We start from the raw sequence: 19,379 nt of genomic DNA on the forward strand, positions 1-19,379 counted from the left end.
GACCGTGCGGACCAGCCTATAACCGGCCAAACCCCAGCCATAATACGGTAAAAACGCAGTAAAAATGCTGCCAAGCCAGATAATTAGCCATTCTTTGCAGACTTGGCTGAAAATCCGCCATCCGGTGCCAATACGCGGTAATCTTGCCTATAGTTAAGCTCAGTCGCGCTTTTCTCTATATCGCATGGAGCCTGCAATGAAAACCGAACAAGAGATGACATTAAAACAGGCCAAAGGGGGATTCACCCCGGCCGTAGCCCCATTGGCAACCTCAACCATCCTGACCGATGAACATGACATTCATGTCGGGGAAACCACCATCCCTTCACAAGGGGATGACTTACCAGCCTATATCGCCAAACCGGCCAATCACCAGGGGCCACTCCCGGTCATTTTGGTGGTGCAGGAAATCTTTGGCGTACATGAACACATTCAGGATCTGTGCCGCCGCCTGGCAAAACAGGGCTATCTGGCGATCGCCCCAGAGCTCTATTTCCGCCAGGGGGATGCCAGGGATTACAGCGAAATCAGCGAACTGATGCTGAAACTGGTGAGTAAAGTCCCGGATAGCCAGGTGCTGGCGGATTTGGATCACGCCGCGCATTGGGCAACGCGCCACGGCGGTGATGCCAGCAAGTTAGCTATCACCGGATTCTGTTGGGGTGGGCGCATTACCTGGCTGTATGCTGCGCATAACCCACAGCTCAAGGCGGCAGTGGCCTGGTACGGCAAACTGGTGGGTGAGAAAACGCTGAACTCGCCGAAACACCCGGTTGATATTGCCACCCATCTTTCCGCGCCGGTGCTTGGCCTGTATGGCGGCCAGGATAGCAGTATTCCGCAGGAGACGGTGGAAACCATGCGCCAGGCGATCCGCGCGGCCAACGCCGATGCAGAAATCGTGGTATATCCGCAAGCTGGCCATGCGTTCCATGCCGATTACCGCCCAAGTTATGACGCCGAAGCTTCAACCGACGGTTGGCGGCGCATGTTGGAATGGTTCACCCAGCACGGTGTCGTGGGTGTGAAGTAAAACTCAGGGGCAGCGATTGCCCCTGTTGCCTTGATTAGCCCAGCGTCAACGCGCCAAACGCGCCGCGCCAGTCGCACTCAAACTTCTCCACTGCCGCCTGCACGGCCGGGGCGCTGATAAACTGTTCTGCCACATCCAGCGGCAGAGTAATGGCTCCGCAACCCGCCAACAGGCAGTCCAAAGCCTGACGCGGCGTTTTAAAGCTGGCGGCAAGCACCTTGGCCTGTGGAGCATGCATTTCCAGCAATCGCTGTAGTTCCTGCACGGTTGCGATACCGCTACCGCCCTGCGCATCCACCCGGTTAACGTAGGGAGCCACGTATTCCGCCCCGGCCAGGGCGGAAAGTAACCCTTGTGCCGCCCCGTAGACCGCCGTACCCAACGTTGGGATCCCCATCCCCCGCAGTATCTTGATGGCCGCCAACCCTTCGGTGGTAACCGGCACTTTGACCACCAGGCCGCTAACCCGCTGGTTGAGCATGACCGCCTCTTCCACCATCTGGTCGGCCGTAGCAGCCAGCACTTGGGCAAACAACTTCCCTTCTCCGCCCAACGCATCGCGCAGCGCCGGTAACACTTCCCATAACGAGGTGCGTGATGCAGCCACAATGCTTGGGTTGGTTGTCACCCCTTGCAATGGCAATACTCGCGCCAGGCGCTTCACCGCATGGATATCAGCGGTATCCAGATAGAGTTCCATGATGACTCCTTAAGACCAAGATGAAGGGGCAGTGGCTCGATATCTGCTCGTAACCAGCCCCCTCTCCTTCGGGGAGAGGGGGCACAGATATCACCACCGCACCCAGAATAGGATCACAGTTCCAGCTCAAGTTTGAGCAACGCTTCCACCTGCTGGGCAGAGGCCGCATTTACCAAAGCATCCCGGAAACCTTCGTGCATAATGCGCCGCGCCAGTTTGGAGAAAATACGCATATGCTGATCCCCGGCGGCATGTTTATTGAGGGTCAGCATGATGACAAACTGCGCTTCCTCGTCACCCCAGGTTACCGGTTGTGCCAGCTTGGCAACGCTGATGGTGGACTGTTCAATATGTTCGGATTTGGTATGCGGGATGGCGAAACCAAAGCCCAATCCAGTGGAAAATACGCTTTCACGGGCCCATAAATCGGCCGCCAGTTTGCGTGGATAGCGGCAACGCCCGGCCAGCAGCAGGTTATCCGCCATGCCTTTGATCACCTCTTCCTTGCTGCGCCAGTCGGCGCCCAGGGCAATGCACTCCGGCGTGATCAACGGCGCATCGCGTTGTTCCATGCGGAACTGCGCCAGTAAATGCTCCACTTCCAATGACGTGCGACAAGCCATCGCCCGGTTCAGTAACAAGCGGCATTCGCGGCTGTCGAGCTTGGCAAGCCTGGTTTTGGTGGCGGCAATGGAAGGCGCACTCATGCTGATCTCATCCAGCCCCATCCCCACCAGCAGCGGCAGCACCGAACCTTTGGCTCCCAGCTCACCACACAGGCCAATCCATTTGCCATGACGATGAACTTCACGCACCGCGTGATCCAGACCACGCAGGAACGCCGGGTTCAGGCTGTTGTAGTGTTTGATAACCTTGGCATTATCGCGATCTACGGCCAGCAGATACTGCGTCAGGTCGTTGCTGCCGATGCTGAAGAAATCAATCTCTTCACAGCATTGGTCGATGATAAACAGCACTGAAGGCACTTCCAGCATGATGCCGAGCGGGATTTTTTCATCGAAAGGGATCTGCCCGGCACGCAGCGATTGCTTCACCTCTGCTAGTTGATCCTTCACCCACAGGATCTCTTCCATTGAGGAGATCATCGGGATCATGATCTTCAGCGGGCCATGCGCCGAAGCGCGCAGGATCGAGCGTAACTGGGTGCGGAACAGCGGCAGAAATTCCTGATAAATACGCACCGCGCGGTAACCAAGGAACGGGTTGTTTTCGGCCGGGATATTCAGATAATCCACCGGCTTGTCGCCACCAATATCCACAGTACGCACGATGATTGCCTTACCCGCCGCTGCCTCTACCGCCTGGCAATAGATATTGTACAGCTCGTCCTCTGAAGGCGCGGCCAGGCGATCCATATACAGCATTTCCGTGCGGAACAGGCCCACCGCTTCGGCGCCGTTGCTGAATGCTGCCTCGGCTTCCACCGCATGGGCGATATTGGCGGCAACTTCCATCCGCACGCCATCGGCAGTGCGCCCCGGTTGATCCAGATAGGCGCTTTGCTGGTCGCGTATCTGTGCGCTCAGCCATTGTTCCTGCCGGTAATAGCGGCGCACCGGCTCGCTGAGATCGCAAGCCACCAGCCCAAGATCACCGTCGATCTGCACCAGTTGATGCAGATAAGGCAGTAACGCCGCCGCATCGACGCCAACCAGCGTTGGAATATTAAATGAACGCGCCAGGATCACCGTGTGCGAAGTGCTACCGCCGCTGCCCAACAGCAGGCCTTTCAGGTAGCGCTTGTCCAGTTCCAGAAACTGGCTGGGGGTAAGTTCATCAGTAATGCAAATGCTGGCGGTATTCAATGCCTGTTGCGCCGGGAAGCACTGCTCACCATAGATATGCTGCAACAACTGGAAGCTGACATCACGAATATCCAGCTCGCGTTCGCGCAGGTAGGCGCTGGCAGACTGCGCCAGTTGCTGGCTGAAATGAGCTGCGGTAGCCACGATTGCCGCTGCGCAGCTTGCCCCAGCCAGGACGGCGTCAAGCAATTGCTGGCGGAATGCAGCGTCACGCAGCAGTGAGCGGTGTGCTTCCAGTACCGCCGTGGTGGTGCCATTACCGCCCATCAGTTGCAGATCCAACGCCTTACCGAACCGCGTCAGGCCATCAGCCAATTGCTGCTGTTCCTGTTCAATGTCCTTGGCTGGCGGCAGATCCAAAGCGTTCAAATCCACCCGCGCCAGATGCACCAACTTGCCGTTGGCCGTGCCCTGGCTGACCGAGCGAGCACGTAGCAATGTTGGATTCAAATTGGCCAGAGATTGTGGGATAGGTTCCAGCTCCGCCTGGTCGTTCACCCGGGGCAACGCTTCATCGCAGTGTGGCAACTCGTGCTGGATAAAATGATTCAGGCGCTCAAATGCCGCCTGCTCATCCTCGCCTTCAATCGTTACCCGGCATTCATCACCCAACAGAATATCGGCACCGATTAATGACAGAACGCTTTTGCCATCGCCGCTGAGGCCGCTACGGGAGTTATGCCATTCAAAGCTGGAACCGAAACCGTTACACAGGGTTTCGATATGGCTGGCTGGGCGGGCATGTACCCCATTGGGCAGCACGCAGGTAAACGTCACTATTTTCGCCATCACTCTCTCCTCATACCAAAGCAGCGGTGAACAACACCGGTTTGTCACAAGGATAAAAGCGCAGCGCGGGCTGCGGCTATCGGATAAAAATGCCAAACACTGGACAAATGTATCCTGACGGCATAAATGCGATGCCGCTCACAAAGCCAGTCTCACCAAGGACGGTTTATGCTGCCGCACACTTTGAGTTTGATCCCACTTTTATCCTGACGTTACAAAAATCCAGTAAATGGCAATTTTATCCACTATTGATAACCCAGGCAGATGCCTATTGTGATAACCAACAACCTTTCTCCATCAGGGGTAATTATCTGGTGGTTTTGTCCTCAGAAGCACGCTGGTTGCGGCCAGGGAGTGAACGATGAAAGATCTGCTCAATATTCTAAGAAACACGCGCCAGCATTTGATGACCGGCGTCTCCCATATGATCCCGTTTGTTGTTGCCGGTGGCATTCTGCTGGCCATCTCTGTGATGCTGTACGGCAAAGGTGCCGTACCCGATGCCGCCACCGATCCCAACCTGAAAAAGCTGTTCGATATCGGCGTAGCCGGTCTGACGCTGATGGTGCCTTTCCTGGCGGCCTATATCGGCTACTCGATCTCTGACCGTTCCGCGCTGGCGCCTTCGGCAATCGGAGCCTGGGTCGGCGCGTCTTTCGGTGCCGGTTTCTTTGGCGCGATCATCGCGGGCTTACTGGGCGGCATCATCGTGTTTTATCTGAAGAAGATCCCAGTGCCCAAGATCCTGCGCTCGGTGATGCCGATCTTCGTGATCCCGATTATCGGTACCCTGCTTACCGCAGGCATCATGATGTGGGGCCTGGGCGAACCGGTTGGGGCACTGACCAACAGCCTGACCCAATGGCTGCAAAGCATGCAGCAGGGCAGCATCGTGGTGCTGGCCATTATCATGGGTCTGATGCTGGCGTTTGATATGGGTGGCCCGGTTAACAAAGTGGCCTACGCTTTTATGCTGATTTGCGTGGCTCAGGGCGTTTACTCGGTAGTGGCCATCGCCGCCGTGGCTATCGCCACACCACCGCTAGGCCTGGGGTTCGCGACGCTGATTGGCCGCAAATACTACACCCCTGAAGAACGTGAAGCCGGCAAGGCAGCGCTGTTGATGGGCTGCGTGGGCGTCACTGAAGGGGCTATCCCGTTTGCCGCCGCCGATCCGCTGCGCGTTATTCCTTCCATCATGATCGGTTCTGCCTGTGCCGCCGTGACCGCCGCCTTGGTGGGTGCCCAGTGCTACGCCGGTTGGGGCGGCCTGATTGTGCTGCCAGTGGTTGAAGGCAAGCTGGGCTTCGTGGCCGCATTGCTGGTAGGCATGGTGGTTACCGCCCTGCTGGTTAACCTGCTAAAAAGCTTCGCCGCCAGGAAGCAGGCGGCCAAAATTGCACAGGAAAGCGATCTGGATCTGGATTTCGAGATTAACTGAACAACTACGCCGCAAGCCATTAATGGTTTGAAAAATAAAAAGATAGAGACCCTATGGATTTCAAGTTGCAACTGCGCCCCCAGTCACTGATTTCAGTCGATGGCCGGGGTGATAAATCTGTCGGGAAAATCGGCCAGAAACCGATTGGAATGCCGCAAGTGGCGGCCCACCGGGTAAATCACAACAATTTTATTTTTAACCTGTTTTAACGCTGTGTCTTTGAAAGACGACGGCAGTCAATTAAGGAACTGACTATGACCACTATCATTGCTGTAACCGCTTGCCCTTCCGGCGTTGCCCACACCTACATGGCGGCCGAAGCCATTGAGCGTTCCGCCAAAGCCAAAGGCTGGCAGTGCAAGGTTGAAACCCAAGGCTCTATCGGCCTGGAAAACCAATTGACCGCCGAAGACGTGGCCGCCGCCGATGTGGTGATCCTGACCAAAGATATCGGCATCAAGTTTGAAGAACGCTTCAAGGGGAAAACCGTGGTGCGCGTAGGTATCAGCGACGCGGTAAAACGCGCCGATGCCATCATGGAAAAAATTGCCGCCCACCTGGCGCAAAAGGCATAACCAGCCACCCGGCACGCCGTGCCGGGCTTCCCCGCTCCCGTTACTGCACAGAAGGAAAATGTGATGACCTCCCGGATCGAACGCCTGAAAGCCGCTTTGTTCTCCACCCCGCGTGAAATTTCGCTGGAACGCGCGCTGCTTTATACCGCCAGCCATCGGCAGACCGAAGGGGAACCCACCATTATCCGCCGTGCCAAGGCCAGCGCCTACATTCTGGATCACGTTGAAATCGCCCTGCGGGAAGATGAGCTGATCGCCGGTAACCGCACCGTGAAACCACGGGCCGGGATCATCTCACCAGAAATGGATCCTTATTGGCTGCTGAAAGAGTTGGATGCCTTCCCAACGCGCCCGCAGGATCGCTTTGCCATTTCCGAAACCGACAAACAGGTTTACCGCGAGCAGCTTTATCCTTATTGGGAAAAGCGCTCGATGAAAGATTTCATCAACAACCAGATGCCGGAAGAGGTAAAAGCAGCCACGAAAACCCAGATTTTCAGCGTTAACCAGACCGACAAGGGCCAGGGGCATATCATCATCGATTACCCGCGCCTGCTGGGTAGCGGGTTGGATAACCTGTTAACCGAGCTACAACACCATGTAGAGCAGCAGCCGGACAACGCGTTCTACGCCGCGGCACTGCTTTTGTTGCAAGCCTCACAACGCCATATTCTGCGCTACGCCAGCCTGGCACGTCGCATGGCGGCAGAATGCCGCGATGATACCCGCAGCGCCGAGTTACTGCGTATCGCCAACGTCTCTGCCCAGATAGCCCATCATAAGCCGCAGGATTTCTATCAGGCATGCCAACTGTTCTGGTACATGAACGTCATCTTGCAGTACGAATCCAACGCCAGCTCGTTATCGCTGGGCCGTTTCGATCAGTACATGCTGCCGTTTTATCAGGCTTCCCTAAATCAGGGGAAGATCCGGCCTTCCTGCAGGAACTGCTGGAAAGCCTGTGGGTGAAGTGCAACGACATTGTGCTGCTGCGCTCAACCTCCAGCGCCCGTTACTTTGCCGGTTTCCCGACCGGTTACACCATTTTGCTGGGTGGCCTGACCGAAACCGGCCGCAGCGCGGTCAACGTGCTGTCGTTCCTGTGCCTGGATGCCTACCAGAATATCCGTTTGCCACAGCCGAACCTGGGCGTGCGGATAAATGAATTTATCGACCGTCCCTTCCTGCTGAAAACCGCCGAAACCATCCGTCTTGGCACCGGCATCCCGCAAATCTTCAACGATGAAGTGGTGGTGCCCGCATTTTTGAACCGTGGCGTTTCGCTGGAGGATGCACGGGATTATGCAGTGGTTGGCTGTGTTGAACTTTCGATCCCGGGGCGCACCTATGGCCTGCACGATATTGCCATGTTCAACCTGTTGAAAGTCATGGAACTGACGCTGTGGGATAACGAAGGTAATGCCAGCCTCACCTACCCGCAGTTGCAGGAACAGATCCGCGAGAAAATCCGCCACTACGTCCGGCTGATGGCACAGGGCAGCAATATCTGCGATATCGGCCACCGCGATTGGGCACCGGTGCCGCTGCTGTCTTCGTTTATCGATGACTGCCTGCAAAAGGGCAAAGACATTACCGAAGGTGGCGCACGCTATAACTTCTCCGGGGTGCAAGGGATCGGCATCGCCAACCTGAGCGACTCGCTGTATGCCCTGAAAGGGCTGGTCTTCGATCAACAGCGCCTGAGTTTTGACGAGCTCCTGGCGACGCTGAAAGCCAACTTTGCCACACCGGAAGGGGAGAAAATCCGCGCACGATTGATCAACCGCTTCGATAAATACGGTAATGACATTGATGATGTTGACCTGATCAGCGCCGATCTGCTGCGATTTTACTGTAAAGAAGTGGAGCAGTACCGTAATCCGCGCGGTGGCCAGTTTACACCGGGTTGTTACACCGTTTCGGCCCACGTTCCATTAGGGGCGGTAGTCGGGGCCACACCAGACGGGCGTTATGCCGGGGAACAACTGGCGGACGGCGGCCTTTCGCCGATGCTCGGCCAGGATGCCCAAGGCCCAACGGCAGTGCTCAAATCGGTAAGCAAGCTGGATAACTACCTGCTTTCTAACGGCACCTTGCTCAACGTGAAATTCACCCCAAGCACTCTCGAAGGTCAGCAAGGGCTGAATAAGCTGGCAGACTTCCTTGGGGCCTTTACCAAGCTCAAGCTGCAGCATGTACAGTTCAACGTGGTGAATGCCGAAACGCTGCGGGAGGCGCAAGCCAGGCCACAAGACTTCGCCGGGCTGGTGGTTCGTGTCGCCGGTTACAGCGCATTCTTCGTGGAGTTGTCGAAGGAGATCCAGGATGACATCATCCGCCGAACAGCGCATCAACTGTAACCTGATCGCACCCGGGTTTACCCGGGCTGCTGCGGCTGCGCCCCAGGGGCGCATCTTCAACATTCAGCGCTACTCACTCAATGATGGGCACGGCATCCGTACCGTGGTGTTCTTTAAAGGCTGCCCGCACACCTGCCCCTGGTGCGCTAACCCGGAGTCGATGTCGGGTAAAATCCACCGCGTACGGCGCCAGGCCAAATGCCTCAATTGCCAACCCTGCCTGAACGATCCCCAGGAGTGCCCAAGCGGGGCGATGGAGCTTATCGGCCAGAATATGACGCTGGAGGCACTGCTGAAGCAACTCCTGAAGGATGAGGTATTTTACCGCACCTCGGGCGGTGGCGTGACGCTTTCAGGCGGGGAAGTGCTGATGCAGAGCGAATTTGCCAGCCAACTATTGCAACGTCTGCAAGCGTTGGGCATCAATACGGCGATAGAAACCGCAGGTGATGCCCCTATCGCCAGCGTATTGGCTCTGGCGGATCACTGTGATCAGGTGCTGTTCGATTTGAAAATCATGGACGCCGAGGCCGCAAAACGATTGCTGAACATCAATCAGCCGCGCGTACTGGCAAACTTTACCGCCCTGGTGCAGCGCGGCATTAACCTGATCCCACGCCTGCCGTTAATCCCCGGCTACACTTTGAACAAAGAGAATATGGCGCAGGCCTTGGCATTCCTCGCACCTTTCGGGCTACAAGAGATCCACCTGTTGCCATTTCATCAGTATGGAGAAGCAAAATATGCCCTGCTGGGGCGGGAATATCTGTTGCACGAGGTGGCTGCGCCCACCGAGCAGGAGATCGCACCATTACAGGTTATGGCGCAGCAGGCAGGCTTGCGGGTAATCATTGGCGGTTAAACATCAGCAAGGGGAAGGTATGACGATAAAACTCGTGGCGGTAACGGCCTGTATCAGCGGAGTCGCCCATACCTATATGGCCGCCGAAAGGCTGGAAAAACTCTGTGCTCAGGAAAAATGGCCGGTCAAGGTAGAAACCCAGGGCGCATTGGGGATTGAAAACTCCCTGACGCCAGAAGATCTTGCCCAGGCCGACGTGGTGCTACTGATCAGCGATATCCTGCTGGCGGAGAGTGAGCGTTTTGCACACCACCGCTGCGTGCAGATTGGCATCAACACCTTTTTGCGCACGCCAGAAAAGGCGCTCAGCGCAGTGCGCAAGGCCGCCGCATCCCCCCAGGAGACACATATCCGCGTGGTTTAACTATCGCGCTCTTTCAGTTCACTGTGATACTGGCCACGATATTCTGAAGGGGAGCGTTCGGTGTTTTTACGAAACAGACGGCAAAAATAGTTACTGTCGACAAAACCGCAGGCGTGCGCCACCTCTTTCACCTTCATGTCGTAACGTTTGAGCAGATGCTTGGCCTGCTCTAACCGCACGTGATTCAGATACTCGTTAAATCCCACGCCACCGGTCTTCTGGAACAGATGAGAAAGATAATTGGGTGAGATATAAAACGCCTGGGCAACCGACTCACGGGTCAGCGGCTCACGGTAATGCTCTTCCAGATGATTACGCACCGCGTCAAACAGCGCCTGGCTGCGGGAGGCGGTTTTCACCGAAGTCCCGAACAGATCCAGCGCATGGCTCAGCAGCCCTTTCACCAGAAAACGCGCGGTGGGTTGATCGCTCTGATGCCAAGCCAGTTCGTTGAGTGCCTGCAGCATAAATGAGCCCACGCGAGGCCCACGGCGAGCCACGTTATCCTTACCTAGCGGCTGCGTCTTCTCCCCATCCCAGCTTAACAGGCTGTATCCCAGTTGCTGCTTGCCAAACAGCAGGCTGAGCGTGGTCACTGGCCGCTGCCAATGTGGGCTGTTCCAGCCATGAGCCGGAACAAAAAGCACATCTCCCGGCAGCAGCCGTTGCTGTTGCCCTGCCCCCTGGCTGCCTTCCCACTCCATTTCCTGCTCCCCCTCCACCACCAGTTCAAGACGCGGAAAGCTCACCTGATAGGCCAACTCCGGCGCCGGATGTTGGTTACCGGCAAAATAGACCTGCCGGATCCCCTGCGCATCATCAAGAACCGCAGCCAACACGGCTACGAGTGGATGTTTCATCAACAGCCATCCTTCAAAACGGGTGAAAAACGAGACCTGATGATAACCAATAGCAGCCTGGAAAACGCTCGAGCAGAACAATAAATGGCGCGGGTGTAAGCTTAACGACAAAAAAGGCGCCGAAGCGCCCTTGAACACATCATTGTTGGCGATCAGGCCTGTTGCTCGCGCAAGCGCTGAGCTGCCAACACCATGTTAGCCAATGACTGACGGGTTTCCAGCCAGCCACGGGTTTTCAAGCCACAGTCCGGGTTAACCCACAGACGCTCTGCCGGGATATTCTGCGCAGCTTTACGCAACAGCGCTTCGATCCATTCCACGCTAGGGACGTTCGGCGAGTGAATGTCGTACACGCCGGGCCCAATTTCGTTCGGGTATTCAAACTCTTTAAAGGTTTCCAGCAGATCCATATCGGAGCGCGAGGTTTCGATGGTGATCACATCGGCATCCAGTGCCGCGATGGAATCCATGATGTCATTGAACTCGCAATAACACATATGGGTGTGGATCTGCGTGTCATCCTGCGCCACGGCGGCATTAAGTTTAAAGGCATCCACCGCCCAGTTGAGATAAGCCGCCCAATCGGACTGGCGCAGCGGTAAGCCTTCACGCAGCGCAGGCTCGTCGATCTGGATAATCCCAATACCGGCATTCTCTAAATCTTCCACTTCGTCACGCAATGCCAGCGCTATCTGCTTGGCAATCACTTCGCGGGTCACGTCTTCACGCGGGAACGACCAGCAAAGAATGGTCACCGGGCCGGTCAGCATGCCTTTTACCGGTTTATCGGTCAGCGACTGGGCAAACTTGGCCCACTCAACGGTGATGGCCTGCGGGCGGCTGATATCGCCAATAATGACCGGTGGCTTAACGCAGCGGGAGCCATAGCTCTGCACCCAACCGTTTTGGGTAAACACGAAGCCCTCCAGATTTTCGCCGAAATATTCCACCATGTCGTTCCGTTCGGCTTCGCCGTGCACCAGCACGTCCAGCCCCAGACGTTCCTGCTCAACGATTGCCTGCTTGATATGCTCACCGATGCTGGTGCGATAGTTACCGCTATCCAGGCGCCCCTGTTTGAAGTCCAGGCGCAATCCACGGATTTCGGTGGTCTGCGGGAACGAGCCGATGGTGGTGGTTGGCCATGCAGGCAGGTTGAAGCGATCGCGTTGTGCCTGCGCACGCTGCTCATAAGGGCGCTGGCGCTCACTGTCTTTGGCGGTGATGGCCGCCAGGCGTTTTTCAACCTGTGCATTATGGACACGGCTGGACTGACGACGAGCGCGGATTGGCGCGCTGTAAGCGTCCAGTTCTGCCTGTTTGCTGACACCTGGCGTGTTCAGAGCACTGCTCAACAACGCCAGCTCGGCACATTTTTGCAGGGCAAAGGCAAACCAGCTTTTCACCTCTTCGTCCAGGCGGCTTTCCACGCTCAGATCGATCGGGCTGTGCAGCAGTGAACAAGAAGTACCAATCCACAATGGGCGGCTGTTGACCAACGGTTGCAAGCGTTCGAACCAGCTGCTCAGATCGGCGCGCCAGACGTTACGGCCATTGATGACCCCGAGAGACAGCACCCACGCTTTCGGCAGCGAGGTATTCAATACGGCAACGTCATCTTTACCCGCAACCAGATCCACATGCAGACCCTGCACTGGCAGAGTGCGCAAGGTATCCAGGTTATGCCCAATGCTGTCGAAATAGGTGGTCAGTAACAGTTTTACCCGACCTTGCAGCGCGGTATAAGCAGGTTTGAAGGCGTCCAACCAAGCCTGTGGCAACTCCAGCACCAGCGCAGGTTCGTCGATCTGCACCCATTCGATACCACGTTTGGCCAATTCGGCCAGCACCTGCTGGTAGACCGGCAGAATATCGTTCAGCAGTGACAGGCGGTCAAACTGCTCGCCCTTCACTTTGCCCAACCACAGATAGGTTATCGGGCCAAGCAATACCGGTTTGATTTTGTGACCCAGGGCCAGCGCTTCGTCAACTTCATCCAGCAGTTGGGTCCAACCCAGTTTGAACTGCTGGCCTTTGGTGAATTCAGGCACCATGTAGTGATAGTTGGTGTTAAACCATTTGGTCATTTCTGCCGCTGCTGCCGGTTCACCGGTCGGCGCGCGGCCACGACCAATACGGAACAGCGTATCGAGATCGATTGAGCCATCTTTATTTTGGTGACGGGCCGGAACGTTGCCCAGCAGCAGGCTGGTAGTCAACACGTGATCGTACCAGGCGAAGTCACCAACCGGTACCAAATCCACCCCGGCCTGTTGCTGCTGTTGCCAATGGCGAGCACGCAGCTCGCGGCCAACCGCCAGCAGTTCTTCCTGAGTTGAATTACCTGCCCAGTAGCTTTCCTGCGCTTTTTTCAATTCACGACGCAGACCAACGCGTGGAAAACCCAGAGTGTGATTTAAAATTGTCATCGTCATATTTCCCATTTAGCCGTCCAGATGTTTACACATCCATAATCCGCAGGTACTGTATGAACCACAAGCGCAATATTTTCACCGTCACTGTGAAGGACTCTCATGATCGAACTGAAACACCTACGAACGCTGCAGGCGCTGCGTAATACCGGCTCATTGGCCGCCGCCGCCGCGCAACTTCATCAGACACAATCGGCCCTGTCGCATCAGTTCAGCGATCTGGAGCAGCGTCTGGGCTTCAAACTGTTCGTTCGTAAAAGCCAACCGCTGCGCTTTACCGCCCAGGGCGAGATCCTGCTACAGCTGGCAGAACAGGTGTTGCCGCAGATCCAACAGGCGCTACAAGCCTGCCATCAGCCGCATCAGGCCACGTTGCGCATCGCCATTGAATGCCACAGCTGTATCCAGTGGCTGACCCCGGCGCTGGATAACTTCCGCAACCGTTTCCCGCAGGTGGTGATGGATTTCAAATCCGGCGTCACCTTCGATCCGCAACCGGCTTTGCAACAGGGCGAACTGGATGTGGTGCTGACTTCGGATATTCTGCCGCGCAGCGGGTTGCACTATTCCCCCATGTTCGATTTTGAAGTACGGCTGATATTGGCCCCGGATCATCCGTTGGCCAGTAAACCGCGCATCGAGCCCGAAGATTTGAGCGACGAAACGCTGATGATCTACCCGGTGCAGCGTCAACGGCTGGATATCTGGCGCCATTTCCTGCAACCGGCAGGCGTTAGCCCAGCGTTGAAAAATGTGGATAACACGCTGTTATTGGTTCAGATGGTTTCGGCACGAATGGGGATCGCCGCGTTGCCACACTGGGTGGTGGAAAGCTTTGAACGCCAGGGCCTGGTCGTCACCAAAACCCTTGGCGATGGCTTGTGGAGCCGGTTATATGCGGCAACCCGCGATGGCGAACAGCGCCAGACGGTGACCGAGGCCTTTATCCGTTCAGCACGCCAGCATGCCTGCCAACATCTGCCGTTCGTGCGTGATGCCGCCCGGCCGAATGCCATCGCCTCTGGGGTTAACCCATTAATCCCTCTGGTTTAAATTTTCCGGGCTGATGGCCAGCCCATTTTTAGCACATACAGCGCCATGCAAACTCGGCAAAAGTGATTACAGTAATTTCATAGGATGAAATTCCCTGATGGCAATCATCAGCTTTTCCGAGGCACTTATGCGAAAACCGGGTTGTTTTTACCCATTGTTGTTACTACTGGCACTGCTGTGCAACTCAAAGGCGTGGGCGGCGGAGCCCGTTGCCCCCTGGCCCCATAATGTTACCCTTTCCGGTACCTCAATGGTGCTGCACCAGCCACAGCTCGACAGTTGGCAGGATAACCTGCTCAAGGGGCGGCTGGTGGTGGCGGTGAAAACGGGTACCCTGACCGAGGCCGAGGGGAAAAAACAGGACAAAATCAGTTATGGCGTGGCCTGGTTCAGCGCCCGTACCGACACCGACAAGGAACAACGGCAAGTCCAGTTGGATAACATCAAGTTTGAAAAAGTGAAGTTCCCGACCGATAGCGGCAACGAAGCACATTATCTCAACTTATTGCAGCAAATTCCGTCAAAAACCTTTACCGTCAACCTCGATCAGTTAGAGTCCGATCTGGCCATCCAGGATCGGGGGCCACAGCAGAGCGTCAAGGTTAATAATGCGCCACCAAAAATCATTTTCGCTTTCCAACCGGCCACGCTGGTATTGCTTGACGGCCAACCCGCCTGGCAGGCCAGTGGCCAGCGGGGCGTAGAGCGGGCGATCAATACCCGTTCGTTACTGCTAAGGGAAGACGCGACGCTGTATAGTTACTTTGCCAATCAGTGGTATACCGCACCTGACCTCAGCGGGCCGTGGGTGCAAAAATCAACGGTCCCGGCCGCGTTGACCCAGGCGATGCAGAGTGCGGTAAAAAGCAAGCTGGTCACTACCGGCCCGCAGGGTAAAACCACGATCACCAAACCGGCGGAAATCTACGTCAGCACGCAACCGGCAGAACTGGTGCAGATTGATGGCGAGCCGCAGTTTGTGCCGATTGCGGGTAGCCAACTCTCTTACGTGGCTAATACCCCTTCAGATGTGTTTATCGACGCCGGGCAAAATAACAGCTGGTACCTGCTGGTGTCCGGCCGCTGGTTCCGTGCTGACTCCACCAATGGCCCCTGGCAGTATGTTGATGGCAAGGCGCTGCCGAAAGACTTTGCCCATATTCCCCCCGATAGCCCGAAAAGCGCGGTGCTGGCCTCAATACCAGGCACGCCAGAGGCCCGAGAAGCGCTGATTGCCAACTCAGTGCCGCAAACGGCCCAGGTATCACGCAGCCAGGCGGCGCTTAAGGTCAGTTATGACGGTGGCAGTGCCAAATTCAAGCCAATCGACGGCACACCGCTGCAATATGCCTGGAATACCGATATCCCGGTGATCAAAGTGGACAGTAACAGCTTCTTTGCGGTGAAAAACGGCGTGTGGTTCTCTGCCACCTCATCACAAGGTCCTTGGGCGGTAGCCACCAACGTTCCCGCAGTGATCTACACTATTCCGGCAAATTCACCTTTGCATTATGTCACCTATGTCCGCGTTTATAGCAGCACCAACGAGGTGGTGTACGTCGGCTATACGCCGGGGTATTACGGCACCGTGGTCAGCAACGGCGTGGTGGTCTATGGTACCGGCTACCCTTGCAACGCCTGGGTGGGTGATGTCTGGTACAGCTGTCCGGCCACTTACGGCTACGGCAGCAGCTTTGCCTGGGATCCGGCTATCGGCTGGAGCTTTGGCTTTATCAGCGGCTGGATCTGGGGCAGCGCCTGGAGCCAGCCGTGGTGGGGCCCGTGGTACGGCTATTACCCGCCTTATCACCCTGGCTACTGGGGTGGCGGTGTTTCGGTTTATAACGTCTACAACCACTGGGGAAATACCGTGGCACAAGGCGTGCGTACTGACTGGAGCAACCCGTGGAACGGTCATTACGGCAGCAATGTGCGCGGGAGTTTCTACAACAATGCCACCGGTGGCCATGGGACTGGTTACGCCTGGCGCGAAACTAACGGCAATAATGGCGCCACCGGCGCGGGAGCAGGCGGTGTGCGTTTCAATCCGCAAACCGGGCGGGCGGTTTCTGCCAACGTCGCCGGTGCCTATAACCCGAATACCGACAACGGCATCGCCAAAGGGGAACGTAATAGCGTCAATACAAAAACCGGGCGCGTGACTCACAGCCAGAGCGTCAGTGGAACCACCTCTCAGGGGGCAGGTAAAGTGGGTAGCTTCACTAACGCCGGGAAAAATGGCGTGGCGAAGGGTGCAGGCTATGTGCACTACAATAAGGAAACTGGCGAGGTTAACCGTGGCGGGGTCATGCGCGGCCCAGACAACGTTTATGCCGGGCACGACGGTAATATCTATCAGTACAACAACGGCAGTTGGGAACAGATGAACGCCAGCGGCAAGTTTGAGAAAAGCCAACCGCCAGCAGAGGTAAGCAGTGCGCAGCAAGCTCAGGTGCGTGGTAATGAGCGCCAATCGGAACGCGCTCAAACGTTGCAATCACGACCAAACGCCAGCCAGCAGCCTAGGTTGCAACAAACCCAGCCGCGTCTAAGCCAGGAGCAGCGCCAACAGACCCAGCCGCGCATGCAGCAAAGAGCACCAGCTCCGCACCCGCAACGAGAAAACCATTTTGATCGCCATAACTATGAGCCACGCTTCAATGGCGGAATGGGGGGCAGACGATAAGGTTGGCAGGGGCCCGATTATCGGGCCCCGAGCTTATTTATTAACGCCTTTTGGGGCGACCCAACGGCGATGTACCCACAGCGATGCCACAATCACCGCACCGCCGATGATAAAGCTGGCCCAGTGCGGTTGCTGTTGCCAGATCAGAAAGTTGACCAGCAAGCCTGCGGGCACATGCATATTGTTCATGATGCCCAGCGTCCCGGCATCCACCTGCGTCGCCCCGTAGTTCCACATAAAATAGCCGAGCCCGAAGGCGACAACGCCCAACCAGACCAGAATACCCCATTGCAGGCTGGTGGTTGGCAGTTGGTTGGGGTTGCCCCACAGGAACCAGGCGACGATCGCCACCGCCGCCGCGCCGAGGTAGAACCAGGAGAACGCGGTATGCTGAGGGAGTGGATGCACTTCCATCAGGCGTTTATACCCCACCATACCGATTGCGAAACTGATATTTGCCACCTGCACCAAAAACAGCCCCCACCAGAAGTGATCACTCAACTGGTGATAACGGATGATCGCCGCCCCCAACACCGCCAGCAAAGCGCTGAACAGATAACCCCAACGCAGGCGGCGGCCACTGATCAGGTCATAAATCAGTGTGATATACAGCGGTGTCAGCACCGTGAACAGCAGAAACTCCGGCACGGTCAGGTACATAAAGGCGCGGAAGCTGATCAGATACATAATGCCAAGCTGACAAGCTCCCACCGCCATATACAGCAGGATCACTTTCAGTTGGATATTGCGCCAGCGCAGAAACGGCAGAAACACCAACGCCGCCAGCCCGACGCGCATCAGCACCGAGAACCAGCTATCGACATGCCCTGCCAGGTATTCGCCGATCAGGCTAAAAGAAAATGCCCATAAAATGGTGGTAATAACCAGAAGCAGCACGGCAAGTTCACCCTAAAAGATTCGAAAAGGCGATTGTAGCGGAAGGTCGCCACGGATGCGGCACAAAGGCGGTTTACATCTGCATGCAAAGTAAACTATCGAGCAATTTTGACTGACTGAGTTAGGCTTATTATCAGAAGGCACCTGGAGATCGAAAATGAAACTTCATTTTATTATCGCCACTCTGCTGCTGATGCCTTGGCTGGCGGCGGCGGAAAACGGCGTCACTACCCTCAGCCAACAGCAGCACTTTCTTGACCAGCGCGATCAGCAGATGCAGCAACAGCGCATGTTGAACAATCAGCAGATGGAGCAGCGCCGTGAGCAGCAGAACTATCAGCTCAAGTTCAATCAGCCCAGGATGTTGCCCAATAACGGCAATAACAACCCCATGCGGCCAATGACGACTCAGGGCGGCGGTATGCTGCAAAGCGGTACTCAGCCCCGCAATCCGTTCGATCGCGCCACACCTTCCGTACCGCAGGTGGCGCTCCCGGCTACATCCGCACTCCCATAATGGTCAGGATCAGCGGGGTGGTGATCGCCGCCAGCGCGGTGGACATCACCAGGCTGGTGGCGGCTGGGCCGGTCAGCACGTTGAATTGGCGTGACATCAGGTAGACATTCACCCCCACCGCCATCGATCCCAACAGCACCACCACGCGGGTTTCCATCGGCGGCAAGTCCATTGACCAGGCCAACAGCCAGACCACCATCGGCTGGACGATCAGCTTGAGGAAGCAGATAGCGCCACTCAGTTGCCAGCCCTCACTGATACGGTATTCCGCCAGCCCCATGCCGAGCACCACCAGCGACAGCGGGGCAGCTACCTGGCCAAGCATACTGACCGGCTGTTCGACAAACGCCGGCAGCGGTAACCCCGTCAGGCTGAACAAGGTGCCCGAAAGGATGCCGATAATCAGCGGGTTGGTCAGCACGCTGCGCGCGGTTTTGATAAAGCCCTGCAGCGTAGGGGAGCCGTTACGTGCCCATTCAATGGAGATGGTCACCAGCGTCCACAAAATCAGGCCGTTGAATACCAGCACCAAGGCCACTGACGGGATGGCCTCTTCCCCTAACATCACGGTAGCTATCGGTAAGCCGAGCATCACGTTATTGGAAAATATGCCGCCCAGCGCAAACACCGAACCAGAGACACCGTCCAGCTTGAATAACCGCCGGGCGGCAATGCGGCCAATAACAAATACGATCAGGCAACTGCCGAAGAAAGCGATCAGCAGCCTGGCATCCACCGCCGGACGCTGGGAGAAATCACACATCATGCGAAACAGCATGGCAGGCAGCGCAACGGAAAAGACAAATCTGGTCATGCCATCGGTGACAGTGGCTGGCCACTTTCCCCAGCGGATAAGGCCATATCCCAGCACTATCAGCACAAATAACGGTAAAGAAAGCACTATCTGGTGCCACAGTGAAATAATAAAGGCAGGCATCGCATCCCTTCCGACGGCGCGGCAGCCACTGGTTGTTGCCGCAAGAT

The 19,379-nt window shown here is 56.4% G+C and carries 14 protein-coding genes and 1 pseudogene; 9 read left to right on the forward strand and 6 right to left on the reverse strand.

The features are described from left to right. Positions 1 to 196: 196 nt before the first annotated feature. Complete coding sequence (locus ACQ86O_RS03635; protein ID WP_431224162.1) at positions 197 to 1,033, forward strand: dienelactone hydrolase family protein; 837 nt, start codon at positions 197 to 199, stop codon at positions 1,031 to 1,033. A gap of 34 nt (positions 1,034 to 1,067) precedes the next feature. Here ACQ86O_RS03635 and fsa read toward each other — a convergent pair whose 3' ends face one another. After that, a complete protein-coding gene (gene fsa, locus ACQ86O_RS03640; RefSeq protein WP_431224163.1) occupies positions 1,068 to 1,733 on the reverse strand; it encodes a fructose-6-phosphate aldolase in 666 nt (221 codons plus the stop codon). A gap of 113 nt (positions 1,734 to 1,846) precedes the next feature. Beyond that, positions 1,847 to 4,348, reverse strand: a complete 2,502-nt coding sequence (ptsP, locus tag ACQ86O_RS03645; RefSeq protein WP_431224164.1) for a phosphoenolpyruvate--protein phosphotransferase — start codon at positions 4,346 to 4,348, stop codon at positions 1,847 to 1,849. Positions 4,349 to 4,709: 361 nt separating this feature from the next. Here ptsP and ACQ86O_RS03650 point away from each other — a divergent pair, with 361 nt between their 5' ends. The 5 genes and pseudogenes from ACQ86O_RS03650 (at position 4,710) to ACQ86O_RS03670 (ending at position 9,950) form a co-directional block, all read left to right on the forward strand. Further along, positions 4,710 to 5,789: a PTS fructose transporter subunit EIIC gene (locus ACQ86O_RS03650; RefSeq protein ID WP_431224165.1), complete on the forward strand. Its 1,080-nt coding sequence runs from the start codon at positions 4,710 to 4,712 to the stop codon at positions 5,787 to 5,789. A 254-nt stretch (positions 5,790 to 6,043) separates the two neighbouring features. Continuing rightward, positions 6,044 to 6,364, forward strand: a complete 321-nt coding sequence (locus ACQ86O_RS03655; RefSeq protein WP_431224166.1) for a PTS fructose-like transporter subunit IIB — start codon at positions 6,044 to 6,046, stop codon at positions 6,362 to 6,364. Between the two features lie 63 nt (positions 6,365 to 6,427). After that, positions 6,428 to 8,724 (forward strand): annotated as a pseudogene (locus ACQ86O_RS03660) (formate C-acetyltransferase). Continuing rightward, positions 8,690 to 9,586: a [formate-C-acetyltransferase]-activating enzyme gene (locus tag ACQ86O_RS03665; RefSeq protein ID WP_431224167.1), complete on the forward strand. Its 897-nt coding sequence runs from the start codon at positions 8,690 to 8,692 to the stop codon at positions 9,584 to 9,586. The pseudogene ACQ86O_RS03660 and the gene ACQ86O_RS03665 overlap by 35 nt, the downstream one beginning before the upstream one ends. A gap of 19 nt (positions 9,587 to 9,605) precedes the next feature. Beyond that, positions 9,606 to 9,950, forward strand: a complete 345-nt coding sequence (locus ACQ86O_RS03670) for a PTS fructose-like transporter subunit IIB (protein WP_431224168.1) — start codon at positions 9,606 to 9,608, stop codon at positions 9,948 to 9,950. Here the strand turns inward: ACQ86O_RS03670 and ACQ86O_RS03675 are convergent. Both ACQ86O_RS03675 and metE read right to left on the reverse strand, forming a co-directional pair. Then, entirely contained in the window at positions 9,947 to 10,810 is an 864-nt protein-coding gene (locus ACQ86O_RS03675; protein ID WP_431224169.1) for an AraC family transcriptional regulator, read from the reverse strand. The two genes, ACQ86O_RS03670 and ACQ86O_RS03675, sit on opposite strands and share 4 nt — an antisense overlap. A 152-nt stretch (positions 10,811 to 10,962) precedes the next feature. Next, a complete protein-coding gene (gene metE, locus ACQ86O_RS03680; protein WP_431224170.1) occupies positions 10,963 to 13,239 on the reverse strand; it encodes a 5-methyltetrahydropteroyltriglutamate--homocysteine S-methyltransferase in 2,277 nt (758 codons plus the stop codon). Between the two features lie 105 nt (positions 13,240 to 13,344). On the opposite strand from metE, the gene metR reads away from it, so the two are divergent. Together metR and ACQ86O_RS03690 are read left to right on the forward strand one after the other, a co-directional pair. Beyond that, positions 13,345 to 14,295 (forward strand): HTH-type transcriptional regulator MetR, encoded by a 951-nt coding sequence (gene metR, locus ACQ86O_RS03685; protein WP_431224171.1) that lies wholly within the window; start codon positions 13,345 to 13,347, stop codon positions 14,293 to 14,295. 97 nt (positions 14,296 to 14,392) lie between these two features. Next, the gene (locus tag ACQ86O_RS03690) at positions 14,393 to 16,981 is read left to right on the forward strand and encodes a hypothetical protein (RefSeq protein ID WP_431224172.1); all 2,589 of its coding nucleotides are present in this window, start codon (positions 14,393 to 14,395) and stop codon (positions 16,979 to 16,981) included. A gap of 33 nt (positions 16,982 to 17,014) precedes the next feature. Here the strand turns inward: ACQ86O_RS03690 and ACQ86O_RS03695 are convergent, their stop codons facing one another. Beyond that, positions 17,015 to 17,878 (reverse strand): carboxylate/amino acid/amine transporter, encoded by an 864-nt coding sequence (locus ACQ86O_RS03695; protein WP_431224173.1) that lies wholly within the window; start codon positions 17,876 to 17,878, stop codon positions 17,015 to 17,017. Between the two features lie 157 nt (positions 17,879 to 18,035). Here ACQ86O_RS03695 and ACQ86O_RS03700 point away from each other — a divergent pair, with 157 nt between their 5' ends. Then, positions 18,036 to 18,395, forward strand: coding sequence for a hypothetical protein (locus ACQ86O_RS03700; protein WP_431224174.1), 360 nt, complete (start codon positions 18,036 to 18,038; stop codon positions 18,393 to 18,395). Here ACQ86O_RS03700 and ACQ86O_RS03705 read toward each other — a convergent pair. Beyond that, the gene (locus ACQ86O_RS03705; RefSeq protein WP_431224175.1) at positions 18,376 to 19,332 is read right to left on the reverse strand and encodes an AEC family transporter; all 957 of its coding nucleotides are present in this window, start codon (positions 19,330 to 19,332) and stop codon (positions 18,376 to 18,378) included. The genes ACQ86O_RS03700 and ACQ86O_RS03705 overlap by 20 nt on opposite strands. Between the last annotated feature and the right edge of the window lie 47 nt (positions 19,333 to 19,379).

The sequence above is a fragment of the Serratia sp. L9 genome (assembly GCF_050632285.1).
Taxonomy (GTDB): Bacteria; Pseudomonadota; Gammaproteobacteria; order Enterobacterales; family Enterobacteriaceae; genus Chania.